Annotated in this window: 13 protein-coding genes; 2 read left to right on the top strand and 11 right to left on the bottom strand. The window is 39.8% G+C overall.

All coding sequences use genetic code 11. The annotated features are described in order from the left end of the window. Positions 1 to 283: integrase core domain-containing protein (locus tag BUA60_RS09975; protein WP_143153158.1), on the top strand; the 283-nt coding region annotated here is incomplete at its 5' end. 54 nt (positions 284 to 337) lie between these two features. Here the strand turns inward: BUA60_RS09975 and BUA60_RS09970 are convergent. The 7 genes from BUA60_RS09970 to BUA60_RS09940 all read right to left on the bottom strand — a co-directional run bounded on the left by BUA60_RS09970 (position 338) and on the right by BUA60_RS09940 (position 8,487). Then, positions 338 to 2,848, bottom strand: coding sequence for a TonB-dependent receptor (locus BUA60_RS09970; protein ID WP_072861577.1), 2,511 nt, complete (start codon positions 2,846 to 2,848; stop codon positions 338 to 340). A 3-nt stretch (positions 2,849 to 2,851) separates the two neighbouring features. Further along, on the bottom strand, positions 2,852 to 3,346 hold the full coding sequence (locus BUA60_RS09965; protein ID WP_072861576.1) for a hypothetical protein: 495 nt from the start codon (positions 3,344 to 3,346) through the stop codon (positions 2,852 to 2,854). Positions 3,347 to 3,524: 178 nt separating this feature from the next. Beyond that, on the bottom strand, positions 3,525 to 3,869 hold the full coding sequence (gene arsC / locus BUA60_RS09960) for an arsenate reductase (glutaredoxin) (protein ID WP_072861575.1): 345 nt from the start codon (positions 3,867 to 3,869) through the stop codon (positions 3,525 to 3,527). Between the two features lie 137 nt (positions 3,870 to 4,006). After that, positions 4,007 to 5,105, bottom strand: a protein-coding gene (gene prfB / locus BUA60_RS09955) for a peptide chain release factor 2 (protein ID WP_143153157.1) whose coding sequence is annotated in 2 segments (ribosomal slippage) — positions 4,007 to 5,041 and positions 5,043 to 5,105 — 1,098 coding nt in all. Because the reading frame shifts where the segments join, the coding sequence is not laid out codon by codon here. Positions 5,106 to 5,172: 67 nt separating this feature from the next. After that, positions 5,173 to 6,024: a transglutaminase-like domain-containing protein gene (locus tag BUA60_RS09950; RefSeq protein ID WP_072861574.1), complete on the bottom strand. Its 852-nt coding sequence runs from the start codon at positions 6,022 to 6,024 to the stop codon at positions 5,173 to 5,175. 42 nt (positions 6,025 to 6,066) lie between these two features. Then, a complete protein-coding gene (locus BUA60_RS09945) occupies positions 6,067 to 7,014 on the bottom strand; it encodes an alpha-E domain-containing protein (protein WP_072861573.1) in 948 nt (315 codons plus the stop codon). Between the two features lie 9 nt (positions 7,015 to 7,023). Continuing rightward, positions 7,024 to 8,487, bottom strand: a complete 1,464-nt coding sequence (locus BUA60_RS09940) for a circularly permuted type 2 ATP-grasp protein (protein ID WP_072861572.1) — start codon at positions 8,485 to 8,487, stop codon at positions 7,024 to 7,026. Positions 8,488 to 8,710: 223 nt separating this feature from the next. Here BUA60_RS09940 and BUA60_RS09935 point away from each other — a divergent pair, with 223 nt between their 5' ends. Then, complete coding sequence (locus BUA60_RS09935; RefSeq protein ID WP_072861571.1) at positions 8,711 to 9,733, top strand: threonine aldolase family protein; 1,023 nt, start codon at positions 8,711 to 8,713, stop codon at positions 9,731 to 9,733. On the opposite strand, the gene BUA60_RS09930 is transcribed toward BUA60_RS09935, so the two are convergent. The 4 genes from BUA60_RS09930 to BUA60_RS09915 form a co-directional block, all read right to left on the bottom strand. Continuing rightward, positions 9,728 to 10,051 carry a YegP family protein gene (locus tag BUA60_RS09930; RefSeq protein ID WP_072861570.1) on the bottom strand — a complete coding sequence of 108 codons (324 nt, stop codon included), beginning with the start codon at positions 10,049 to 10,051 and terminating at the stop codon, positions 9,728 to 9,730. The two genes, BUA60_RS09935 and BUA60_RS09930, sit on opposite strands and share 6 nt — an antisense overlap. Before the next feature lie 302 nt (positions 10,052 to 10,353). Beyond that, positions 10,354 to 11,568 (bottom strand): tryptophan synthase subunit beta, encoded by a 1,215-nt coding sequence (gene trpB / locus BUA60_RS09925; protein WP_072861569.1) that lies wholly within the window; start codon positions 11,566 to 11,568, stop codon positions 10,354 to 10,356. A 214-nt stretch (positions 11,569 to 11,782) separates the two neighbouring features. Further along, on the bottom strand, positions 11,783 to 12,241 hold the full coding sequence (locus BUA60_RS09920; protein ID WP_072861568.1) for a thioredoxin family protein: 459 nt from the start codon (positions 12,239 to 12,241) through the stop codon (positions 11,783 to 11,785). A 46-nt stretch (positions 12,242 to 12,287) separates the two neighbouring features. Next, entirely contained in the window at positions 12,288 to 12,614 is a 327-nt protein-coding gene (locus tag BUA60_RS09915; protein ID WP_072861567.1) for a YbaB/EbfC family nucleoid-associated protein, read from the bottom strand. Positions 12,615 to 12,627: the final 13 nt, after the last annotated feature.

Below are 12,627 nucleotides of genomic sequence, written 5' to 3'. Positions count from 1 at the left end.
GTATTGTTCTTCCGTATATCAAGAGGAGCTCCGGCGCAGCCATATCACCCCATCGATGACCGATGGATATGACTGCTACCAGAATGCACTGGCCGAGCGGATCAATGGGATATTGAAAGGGGAATTCTTAATATATAAATGTAACAACGGTAAAGATTTAAAGCAACTCATTGTAGATTCCATCAATACATACAACAACAGAAGACCACATTTGAGCCTTAATTATAAAACACCTAATTTTATACATAACAAAAAACCTGTGAAGTTAAATTCACAGGTCTAATATATATTCTTTAAAAACCGTCAACCTATTTTAGGACGACTCAGTTTGGTAATTCTATCCTTCAAAGTCCATATCTTCTCCGCCGCCATTTCTGCCTTCCCTATTCCTATCATTTCTGTTTTGAGGTTGGTTAAACCTGTATTGAAAAGACAAGGTAATTTGTCTTTGCCTAAATTGAAATTCGCTGTAAGTAGCTACATTTTCTGTTCTGGTGTCCGTTATACGTTTTCTAGAATTAAATATGTCGCTTACATTTAACGTCAGGGAGCCCTTATCTTTTAAAACATCCTTGCTTAACCCTAGATCCGAACTCAACATACCCTTGTTGGTGTTTTGCGCATCTTCGGAAGGACCCATATAAAAGAAATTGGTCTGAAAATCGATTTTTCCCGGTAAAGGTATTTTAGCACTAAAGCGTGTAAACCAAGAGAAGTTGTTGGCATCAAAATTTTGAACAATTACTTCATTCTGACTGTTGGTGTAGGTATAGTCCCCCTGTAAATCCCTGTGGAAAGCATTTAGGTTCCATGTCAGCCTCCAATTCCTTTTTGGGGTATAGGTAGTAGTAAACTCCATACCTAAACGGTCTTCAGTAGCTAAATTTATTGGGCTCCGCACCTGTACAGGAACTACAATGGGATTCTGTGGGTCGTCCGGATTTTCGATGGTTACAAAGTCGCCCGTTTCCCTGGAGACAAATTGAAATACTCCGGTAGATCTGTTAAAGTATCCAGAGGTAGTAAAAGTAAACTTATCCCACCTTTTCAAATATCCCAAATCATATGAATCGGTAAAAGTAGGGTCCAAATCCGCATTTCCTTGAAATAGATTGGTGTTACTGGATCTGGAAGGGAACGGGTTGATAAACCTAGAACGGGGTCTTCTAAGTCTTTTACTGTAGCTCAAGGTAACTTGTTCCTTTTCGGAGAACTCATAACCCAAGAAGATAGATGGAAACCAATTTACATAATCCTTATTGGTGAGTTCGTTGGAATTCACCAGCTCTATCCCAATATCGGAAGCCTCCATCCTTAACCCACCTAGAATACTGAATTTGTTAAATTTGGATCCCAATTGCGCATAGGCCGCATTGACGTATTCCTTGTAATTTAATTCATTGCTGAAGTTGGAATCACTATTGAAATCCCCATTGGGTTGCTGGATACCAAAATCAAAATCGGTATTGTTATTGTTGAAGGTACCGCGATACCCAAGTTCAAATTGGGACTGGTTATCCTTTCCAAATGGAAGTACATAATCCATTTGCACCAATTGGGATACCTGTGTTTGGTCATCTATGGTCCTTTCGGTATCCAAAGCAATATTATCCCCTAATATAACTTCTTCGATGATCGAATTTTCATTGTCAATTCCCTTTGAGTACTGGTAGTCGAACGTAAGTATATGTCCTTCCCTTTCAAATTTCTTCTGGTAATTCAAAGAGTATTGAACCTCCTCCTCAAATTCATCCTCTGTGGTAAAACGGTTTCTTTGGATGGTTGGGGTTCTATTGGCATCAAAATTGGAAAAATCCACATTAACAGTGTTGTCACCATTGGATTTGCTAAATACAAAAGAATTGGTAATGCTGCTACTCTCATCCAAAAAAAGTTCAAAACCAACATTGGTATTGAAGCTTTTGTCTTTTCTTTGATAATCCCTTATTTCATTCTGATAACTTAAGGTATTGCCATTACTGTCAAAGTTCTCTTGGTCGAACAACGCATTTCCTGGGCCGCTACGATAACGGTAGGTAGTGTTGGTGAAGATATTGAAGTTATCGCGTCTTAAATTTAGACTTAAGGAACCTCCATAAGTTTCTGGATGCCCTGTATAAACATTGACAGATCCATTTACTCCAGCCGTCTTGCTCTGCTTTAATATAATATTCAGAATACCTGCGGTACCTTCGGCATCATACCTGGCGGAAGGATTGGTAATTACCTCTACCTTTTCTATGGCATCCGCGGGCAACTGTTGCAAGGCCTCCGGACTCAGGCCGGACAAGGCCGATGGTTTGCCGTTGATAAGGATTCTAACACTTTCGTTTCCCCTAAGACTAATATTGCCTTCTACATCCACGGAAACCGACGGTACGTTGCTTAGTACATCGGTTACCGAACCACCTTTTACAGTTAGATCCGAACCAACGTTATATACTTTTTTATCCAGCCGCAATTCCACTGTGGTACGCTCACCGACCACTTCTACTTCTGCCAATTGGGCAACGTCCAAGGAAAGGCGAATTACACCGAGATCAGTTGAAGATCTTAAACTTTGATTATTTAATTTATAAGATTTATAGGAGATGTACTCTACACTTACATTATAGTTTCCCGGGGCTGTTTCAACTTCAAATTTTCCAGAGGCATCAGTGATGCCACCCGTTACTTTTTCGGGATTTCTAACACTTTGGAGTACCAAAGTGGCATATTCCAAGGGTTGATCTGTTTCTTGGTCCAAAACGGTCCCAGTTATTTTTATTGGTTCTTGTGGGCCTTGGGCTCCTTGAGCATAACCTACTAGAGAGAGTAGAAATAATGTAACTGGGATTAGTTTGTTCATGTGCTATGTTTTGGATTTGTTTTTCTTCTTTTTCTTCTTTTTTTCCTTAACCTTTTTAAAACCGTTTTTCTGCAGTTCTACAAAGGCCTCATATTTATCCGCAGGTAACCCTGCCATAAGTTCTTCGTCTTGCTTTTGAGTGATTTTCTCATAACTCTCCCTCATTTTATCTGGAGGTAAGTCCAGTATCTGCAACTCAATTCTTTCTTGGAGGTACTTTTTTAAGGTGGTACTTAAAACAGCTTCTTCAAACGGATTTAAACCTAATTTCTCTGTTATTCCGGGCATTTCCTGATCCACAATTTGATCTGCCGTTAATTTTTCCGGCTCCTTGGGAGTTTCCTGTACTTGCGGAATACTGTTTCTTTGTCTGCCGTACCCTCCATATCCTCCGTATCCATATCCGTACCCATTTCCGTACCCATATTGGGCACTTAAAAAGGGAAAGGATAATAAGATAAATACAACACTAAAAAATAATTTCTTGTCAGTTTTCATAACTTCACTGGTTAATGGGATTCCAAAATTAATAGATGGTTTAACCGTTAATGGTTAAATGTTTGTTAAATTGAGTAATTCAAGAACTGTGCCGTTCCATGGCTCTTAGTTTTGATTTTCTGTGAAGTAATTAATGTAATGATAAATGCTTCCTTTACCAAGCATTTTAACATGGAGACTAATTTAACAGGTCCTTTATTTTTTCAGGAGGTCGTCCAACCACCCCTTTCTTGTCCTTGATGACGATGGGCCGTTCTATAAGTTTGGGAAACGCTACCATGGCCGCTATAACTTCATCGTCCGTCATGGATTTTCCCTTGAATTTTTCTTTCCAAATGGCTTCATTGATTCGCACCAATTCCATAGGTGATATGCCCAAAATTTTTATAATAGCTGCAAGTTCATTTTTGCTAGGCACATTTTCAAGATATTTAATGATCTCAAAGTCGTTTCCAGAATTCTCTAGAATGGCCAATCCTTCCCTGGACTTTCCACATCTGGGGTTGTGATATATTTTAATCATATTTATTTAGTTTTAAGTTTTGGGGCCAAAAGTAGATGGGTAATTATTGGTCATGATGAAAACCTTTAGACCGTATACCCGAAACTTTCTGCCCTAAGTACTTATTAATTCAACAGCTTCTGTTAGAAATTCAATGATCAACTTTCTTCCTTTTGCCCCATCATCATAAGATAGGCCTTTAAGAACTGATCTATATTGCCATCCATGACCGCTTCTACATTGCCCGTTTCCTCACCGGTACGCACATCTTTTACCAGTTTATAGGGGTGCATTACATAATTCCTGATCTGTGAGCCCCATTCAATTTTCATTTTGGAGGACTCAATTTCCTGTCTGGCTTCCATTTTCTTGCGCAATTCTATTTCGTACAATTGCGATTTCAACATTTTTAAGGCGGTGGCCCTATTGTCATGCTGCGATCTTGAATCTGAACAGGAAATCTGAATTCCAGAGGGTTTATGGGTCAGTTGCACCTTGGTTTCTACTTTATTGACATTCTGTCCCCCGGCTCCACTGGATCTGGCAGTGGTAATCTCAACATCGGCTGGATTAATATCAATTTCTATACTGTCGTCTACCAAAGGGTATACGTAAACGGATGCAAAGGAGGTATGGCGCTTGGCATTACTGTCAAAAGGGGAAATACGTACCAACCTGTGTACTCCGTTCTCTCCTTTTAGCCATCCAAAGCTATAATCGCCCTCAATTTCCAAGGTTACGGTTTTTATACCTGCAACATCCCCTTCCTGATAATTGAGCTCTTTTACCTTGTATCCATTTTTTTCGCTCCACATCATGTACATCCTCATGAGCATGGATGCCCAATCACAGCTTTCGGTACCTCCGGCACCTGCCGTTATTTGGAGTATGGCCGTAAGTTCATCCCCCTCAGCAGAGAGCATGTTTTTGAATTCTAATTTCTCCAGGGCCTCTATGGTCTTATCGTAATGGCCTTCAACATCGGCTTCGGACATTTCACCCTCTTTCTGAAATTCCAAAAAAATCTCAAGGTCTGCCACTAAACTTTTAGCGGCATTAAAGTCATCTACCCATTGCTTTTTGGACTGGATTAACTTCATCTGCTCCTGTGCTTCCTGTGGATGGTTCCAAAAGTCTGGGGCCAAGGTTTTCTCTTCCTCGTTCTCTATTTCTATAAGCTTGGCATCTATGTCAAAGATACCTCCTTAACGCACCAAGGCGATCAATGAGACTCTTATAATGGTCCGTGGTTATCATATCCTAATTATTTTCATCCAAAAATAGGATTCTTTTTTTTGATTTTGGACCAAATGGGGAATGTTATTTACTGTTGTGCCTGTACCTCCACGGAATGGGAGGTTTTGTTAGCTCCATGGGAATATACTACCCCTTTTAAAGGGGAGCAATCATTAAAGTCCTTTCCGTGTGCCACTTTAATGTGGTTGTCATCGACCAATAAATTGTTGGTAGGGTCAAAGCCTACCCAGCCAACCTGAGGCACGTAGGTCTCGGCCCAAGCGTGCATCTGCGAGTCTCCAAAGTACCCATTTCCCTGATGCAAATATCCGGAAACATAGCGGGCGGGAATCTTATTGGCCCTTGCCAAGGCACAGAATAAATGCGCAAAATCCTGACATACACCTTCCGGATTTTCAAGTATTTCTTTCAAGAGTGTATTCACGTGGGTTACACCGGTGTTGAATTTAATGAACTGGTAGACCCAGGTATTTAATTTTTGAAGATTATCGAATATACTTAAGGCAGGATCAAAAACAAAAAGATTTATTGAAGCTTGTGGCAAGGTTGTAAACTTTGTCTGACCTAAAAAAGGCTCAAAATCTACCTTGAAATACAAACTTTGAACAAGCTCATAATTGCTTGCGATATCAAAGATTGGAACTTGTCCAAAAGGATTGAAGCTTTTTTTCTTTAGTTTAAAAGTGGCACTAAAATTTAATTTTTGAAATTTTTCCAAGGTATTGATCCGTACGGTCCGAAAACCATAACCATTTTCCGAAAACTCATTTTTGGCACCCAATGAATTCTTAATGTCTACACGCATCAATTCTTGAGTGTCATTATTTTCGGGTACAATTAGAAATTGCCAGGAGGCATTTTCTACCGGATTTTCGTACTCGTTTTCGGCCTTATAGGTAATTGAATATTCAAAAGACATTTCATGTGGTTCTTGATGCAAATGTAGGTCAATGGTTTAAAATCAATAGTTAAAAAACTCATTTTCCATTTTAAGGCTGATCTGCACCAGATTATCTAGAATTTTTTCAATAAATTCTTGAATGTCCTCTTCAATTTCCTCGGCATATTTAAATTCATACTCCCCTTTAACTTTGCTTATCAAAAAGGCGGTGGAATTTTTGTTGGGAGTTTTGGACTCATCCAATACCCTAATATGTTTATGGACCTGGTTGATACTGTTGATGACCGATCTTGGACAATCCGGGTTCAATATTAAAAATTCCAGGGTAGAGATGCTCGTAGGGGTCTTTTTGTAATACCTGCGCATCATATCATAAGATTCCACACATTTGAGCAAAGTGATCCATTCAAAGCTATGGCCTATTTTGTCGCCATAACTGCCTTTGGCCCTTACGGCATCATTGTATTTGGCGTTGATGATCCGAATTACCTGTGTAGCCCTTTCCAAATTTATGCCAAGCATGATAATGGCGTACACTTCATCGTGCAAAAGGGTGCCCCGGATCTTGCCTCTTAAAATGGCGGTCATTTCAGTGACATTTACGGTAAAATCGTATAAACCCTTTTTGGTAAAATCCTCAACTGAATAATTGATTACAAAATGATAGAATTTATTTATGGATTCGTATAGTTCCGTAGAAATAAGGTCCCTGGCACTATTGGCATTCTCTCGCGCACTTTTTACATTGTTGATCACCGAATAGGGTAGGTCCGGGTTTAGGCCAATATTGTAAAGAATATCCTCTTCCTTAAGAATTACGGAATCGTCCACTATAGGTTCCCCTACAAAGAACATCATGGAACGCAGTACAAATTGTCTGGATTGGGAAAGTTCGTTAGGCGCATCCAGAGACGAGAAATAATTTACGTTCAGGTATCTGGCAACATGCTCGGCGCGTTCAATATAACGCCCCATCCAAAAAAGGTTATTGGCAACTCTTGCTAACATAAGATTGTTTTATTTTTTTAATACCCAGGTGTCTTTGGAGCCCCCTCCTTGTGAGGAATTTACTATGAGGTTTCCTCTTTTTAACGCTACCCTTGAGAGTCCTCCCTTAAGGACAAATTCCTTTTCATGACCCAAAAGTGTAAAGGTTCTTAGGTCTACGTGTCTTTGTTCAAAGGATTCACTGTCGTCTATATAGGTAGGATGCACGGACAAGGACATAATGGGTTGTGCAATATATTTCCTTGGGTTTTGTTTTATCTCTTCCTGGACTACCTTAATTTCATCCTTAGTGAGTCGGTTGCCAATGGAAATGCCATAGCCACCTGCTTCGTCCACGGGTTTTATCACTAGTTCATGTATGTGTTCCAATACATATTTAAGCTCATCGGGCCTACTACAGTGATAGGTGTGGACATTGTTTAGTATAGGGGTCTCGTCCAAATAGTATTTAATGATCTGTGGCATATAAGTATATATGGCCTTATCATCCGCTACACCGGTTCCAGGTGCATTTGCTAAGCAAACGTTGCCCTTTCTATAGGCCGCGAACAGGCCGGGTACACCTAGTGCCGACTCGGGTTTGAACTCTAATGGGTCCATGAATAGGTCATCAACACGGCGATAAATGACATCAACTTTTATTGGGCCGCGGATGGTCTTCATATATACAAAGTCGTTCTCAACGAATAGATCACGGCCTTCCACCAATTCCACACCCATGGCTTTGGCAAGATAGGAATGCTCATAAAAGGCAGAGTTGTACATTCCAGGGGTAAGGACCACGCAATTTGGAACATCCACCCCTTTTGGTTTTACACTTTCCAGAATCTCTAAGAGGTTTTCGGCGTAATTGGTTACCGAATGGGTTTTGTAGTGGTTAAAAACACCGAAAAGGGCCCTCTTTAAGGCAGTGCGATTGCAAATAACATAGCTTACACCAGAGGGACATCTAATATTATCTTCAAGTACATAATAATTGCCGTCTGAGTGTTTGATGATATCTGTGCCTGAAATATGATTGTAAATGCCTCCCGGTGGATCTACCCCTATCATTTGATGTAAATAGTTGGCAGAGGAAGTTATGAGGTCTAATGGGACGATCCCGTCCTTGATAATCTTTTTGTCGTGATAAATGTCCCATAGAAACAGGTTCAAGGCCTTACTTCGCTGAATGGCCCCTTTTTCAATGATTTCCCATTCATCTTCGTCTATAATTCTAGGAAAAAGATCAAAGGGAAATATCTTTTCCTGGGTCACTTTATTGTCATAGACCTGAAAAGTTATCCCTTGGTTGAAAAATGAGGCTTTTGCCTTATTGTTCAACTGTACATATTCCTGAATGGAATGATTCCCGTACAAATCCAATAATTTTTGATATACATTTTTAGCGACTCCATTGGAATCAAAAACTTCATCAAAAAGTTGGGCATTGTTGTGGTACGATGAAAATATAGTTTTTACGTCCGAGTTCATACGCCTATTTTCTTTGAAGATAACGTATTTATGAAACTTTTGAAATAATAAATTTAATTTGCCAAGAGAATTATCTATAGTTGAAAAATTAAAGGGAAATATTATTGAAAATTATTTATTCTCAGTGAAAATTTTCCTTCTTGGGAATGTTATTATCCTTTTGTATAAATTTGGCAACTCGGTTAAAAAAACCGTTTAATATTTAAAATAATTCTTATTCTATATGCAGATAAACCTTATTAGCGATACCGTCACAAAACCTACTTCTGGAATGTTGGATGCAATGATGCGGGCTAAAGTTGGCGATGATGTTTTTAAAAATGATCCTACTGTAAACAAGTTGGAAGAAATGATGGCAGAGTTGTTCGGAATGGAAGCGGCCTTATTTTTTCCAAGTGGCACCATGGCAAATCAAACCGCCATTAAATTACATACCCAACTAGGGGAACAATTAATTTGTGATAAATACGCCCATGTTTATAATTATGAAGGGGGAGGGGTGAGTTTCAATAGTGGTGTCTCCTGTAGGTTGGTGGACGGTCATAGGGGAATGATGACTGCAGCTCAAGTAAAGGAAGTAATAAACCCACCAGATTTTTATCATAGCCCATTAACTTCTTTGGTTTGTATAGAAAATACAACCAATAAGGGAGGCGGGGCATGTTGGGATCTTGAAGAATTGAAGTCCATACGAAAGGTTTGTGACGAGCATCATCTGAAATATCATTTGGATGGAGCGCGACTTTGGAATGCACTGATTGCCAAAAATCAATCGGCCATGGATTATGGGGCATTGTTCCATACCATAAGTGTGTGTTTAAGCAAGGGGTTGGGATGTCCTGTGGGTTCTGTTTTGTTGGGAAATAAGGAGCATATTGATAAAGCCCTAAGAGTAAGAAAGGTGCTCGGAGGTGGGATGCGACAGGCAGGTTACCTTGCTGCAGCCGGAATTTACGCCTTGGAAAACAATAGGGAAAGATTGGTGGAAGACCATAGGAAGGCCAAGGAAATAAGTGTTTTGCTAAACGGATTGCCCTATATTAGAAAGGTAGAGCCCACGGAAACCAATATTGTGATTTTCGAAATTGATGAAAGTCATATGTCCCCTGATGATTTTTTGGACAAACTGAACAAAAGGGATATTCACATCATTGGGATGGGCCAGAATAAATTGCGTATCGTTACCCATTTGGATTATACCGATGAAATGCACGAGGCTTTTATGGGGATTCTTGCAAAATTATAGATCAATGGTATCGGGCAATAAGGAAATGCTTGTTTTAAGATTTTTTATGCCATTTTCCATTCCAGCTTCGGAACTATAAAGCATGGATTTGCCCAAAATTTTACCTTCATTATTCTTAAGGGTGAAAAGAAATTTACCATTATAGTCTGTCTTGCGTTCAAAAACCGAAGATTGCCCAATCAAGGCCTTAAGATTGGCAATGGTCTTGTCAATCTCTTCCTTGGAATTAAAGGGGATACTGTTCAGAAGGGTCTGTCCACTTTCCGACTGCAGACTAAAGGTGTATGATGTGTCCGATTCCTTTTTTATTTTTAGCATAGCCTACGGCAACTTTTTTTAAAGTTACACAAAAAAAAGTGAATCTTTAATTTTATCAATCTTATCTCGGCAATTTTTATTTTCCTTATAAATAGACCTCTATTTGGCTTGGAAACCTTTGTTGTAGACCTTTCTTTGGGGTAGTTGGCACTTAGCTGGCCAAGGAGTGGTATGTAATCAAAAGCTTATATTTTGGTTACCTAAAATAGGATGATTGCCACGGGATGGGAAAGTCATTTAAAAAGGCGCCCAAATAGCCTTTATATTTAGCCTTTGGACGCCCTTCCTATATATTTTAGAAATTATTTTGCATCTTCAGGTAGCCCGTAGGTATCTACCACGTAATCCAGGTCCTTATCGCCCCTACCACTTAAATTGACTAAAATGGAGGAACGTGGATTTTGTTGTGCCAATTTTATGGCATATGCCACAGCATGGGCACTTTCCAATGCAGGGATAATACCTTCCAGGCGACTCAATTCATAAAAGGCGTCTACGGTTTCCTGATCCGAAACAACGTCATAGGTTACTTTTTTAAGATCCTTTAGCATACTGTGTTCAGGGCCAACTCCCGGGTAATCCAAACCACTGGCAACGGAATGTACCGCGCCTGGTTCCCCTTTATCGTCCTTAAGCATATAACATTTAAATCCATGGATGATTCCTGGACTGCCAAAGGTCATTGTAGCGGCGTGCTCACCGTATTCCATGGAGCGCCCACCAGGTTCCACACCGTATAAGGTACATTCCGGTTCCTCCAGAAATGAGGAGAATATCCCCATGGCATTGCTTCCACCGCCAACACAGGCTACTACCTTATCCGGCAATTCCCCTGTCATTTCAAAAAACTGCTCTTTGGCCTCTATACCTACTACCCGCTGAAAATCCCGTACCATCATGGGAAAGGGATGTGGGCCAACCACAGAACCTATACAATATATGGTGGTTATAGGGTCCTTTAAATACGCTTCAAAGGCAGAATCCACAGCTTCTTTTAAGGTTTTTAAGCCATGGGTAACAGGTACTACCTTTGCACCAAGAATTTTCATCCGAACTACATTGGGATGTTCTTTGGCAATATCCACTTCGCCCATATGTATCTCACATTCCAATCCAAAATAGGCGGCTGCAGTTGCCAGGGCAACCCCGTGTTGTCCGGCCCCAGTCTCGGCAATTAGTTTCTTTTTGCCCAAATGTTTTGCCAAAAGCGCCTCACCCATACAATGGTTGAGTTTATGGGCGCCTGTATGGTTTAGGTCTTCACGTTTCAGATATATTCTTCCTCCATATTTTTCGGACAGCCTGTTACAATAATAAACGGGCGTTGGTCTGCCTTGATAGTGTTTGCGAATACTTCGGAGTTCAGAAATAAAGTTATGCGATTTGCTTATGGCATAATAAGCGTCAGTAATTTTTTTCATTTCCTCTTCCAGAACGGGTGGGATAAAGGATCCACCATATTCTTTAAAAAAACCATTTTCGTCTGGATAGGTCTTAAAATAATTGTCCGTTAACATATAGGAGAATTTTGTATTTGTTAATAAAGGTTTTTGGCTAAAAAAAAGCGCTTACAATTATAATAAATTTTAGGCCAATACGACCTTATATGACATTGGGAATATGGATTTTTATGGGCAAGAATATATTATTTGGCATTGGGCAATGAGAAACAATGCCCTATTCAAAATCTGAGTTGGCTTATTGAAAAAAGGAAACTTCTGGGGATTGGAATTACATTTTACTGTTCTTCCTAAGAAAGTCCAGATACTTTTCCACATCCACTTTGGAACCATAGCCGGACAGTGAGGCCAATTCCTTTTCTTCGGTGCTGACCAAGCTTATTAGTGGAAAAATGCCCTTTTTATTCCATTGGGATAACAGAGCCTTGTTTTGTTTCATTTCTTCGGCGCTAAGAAGTTCTTTCTTTCTCGGGAGATCTACGTATAGGAGGACATAGTCTTTGGCCACTTCCTTAAATTGATTGGTATCGAACAGATCTTTTTTTAAGGCCTTACAGGGCGAGCACCAATCACTGCCCGTGAAATACATAAGGATGTTGGAATTGGTTTTTTTTGCAACTTCTTGGGCATTCGCGTAATCGGTCAGCCAATCGGTTTCTTTGATATCGGCACTATTATTTTGTGCATGTACAAGAAATGGAAACAGTAGTAGCAAGAAAATTTTTTTCATGTTTATAAGTTATGATTAAAAAAGGCTCTGATAAACTTACTGAAATTTATTTCAAAAACGAATCCATACCGGGAATGTTTGGCATTCCTTCCTTGGCAACTGCTGCCAATTCGGTCTCATTTATGGTTGTGGCCTTTTCTATAGCCTTGTTCAGGGTAAGGATCAAATAATCCTCCAGTTGATCCTTGTCCTCCAATAGACTATCGTCTATAGTGATGGATTTAATTGTTCTATTGGCCGTAATCCTAACCTTGAGCAAACTATCCGGAGATTGCTCCTCAAGTATTACGGTATTCATCCTTTCTTTGGTGGCCTTTACTTTTTCTTGGGTTTCCTTTAGTTTTCCCAACATGCCCATCATATCTCCAAACATAATTATAGATTTA

This window comes from Arenibacter palladensis (assembly GCF_900129275.1).
In the GTDB taxonomy this organism is placed as follows: domain Bacteria; phylum Bacteroidota; class Bacteroidia; order Flavobacteriales; family Flavobacteriaceae; genus Arenibacter; species Arenibacter palladensis.
The sequence above is the reverse complement of the archived record's forward strand: the minus strand, read 5'-3'. Positions and strand labels throughout refer to the sequence as shown.

Excerpts from the sequence above, each read along its gene's own strand:
- BUA60_RS09970 (WP_072861577.1), bottom strand. The coding sequence starts at position 2,848 with ATGAACAAACTAATCCCAGTTACATTATTTCTACTCTCTCTAGTAGGT.
- BUA60_RS09965 (WP_072861576.1), bottom strand. The coding sequence starts at position 3,346 with ATGAAAACTGACAAGAAATTATTTTTTAGTGTTGTATTTATCTTATTA.
- arsC (WP_072861575.1), bottom strand. The coding sequence starts at position 3,869 with ATGATTAAAATATATCACAACCCCAGATGTGGAAAGTCCAGGGAAGGA.
- BUA60_RS09950 (WP_072861574.1), bottom strand. The coding sequence starts at position 6,024 with ATGTCTTTTGAATATTCAATTACCTATAAGGCCGAAAACGAGTACGAA.
- BUA60_RS09945 (WP_072861573.1), bottom strand. The coding sequence starts at position 7,014 with ATGTTAGCAAGAGTTGCCAATAACCTTTTTTGGATGGGGCGTTATATT.
- BUA60_RS09940 (WP_072861572.1), bottom strand. The coding sequence starts at position 8,487 with ATGAACTCGGACGTAAAAACTATATTTTCATCGTACCACAACAATGCC.
- BUA60_RS09935 (WP_072861571.1), top strand. The coding sequence starts at position 8,711 with ATGCAGATAAACCTTATTAGCGATACCGTCACAAAACCTACTTCTGGA.
- BUA60_RS09930 (WP_072861570.1), bottom strand. The coding sequence starts at position 10,051 with ATGCTAAAAATAAAAAAGGAATCGGACACATCATACACCTTTAGTCTG.
- trpB (WP_072861569.1), bottom strand. The coding sequence starts at position 11,568 with ATGTTAACGGACAATTATTTTAAGACCTATCCAGACGAAAATGGTTTT.
- BUA60_RS09920 (WP_072861568.1), bottom strand. The coding sequence starts at position 12,241 with ATGAAAAAAATTTTCTTGCTACTACTGTTTCCATTTCTTGTACATGCA.
- BUA60_RS09915 (WP_072861567.1), bottom strand. The coding sequence starts at position 12,614 with ATGTTTGGAGATATGATGGGCATGTTGGGAAAACTAAAGGAAACCCAA.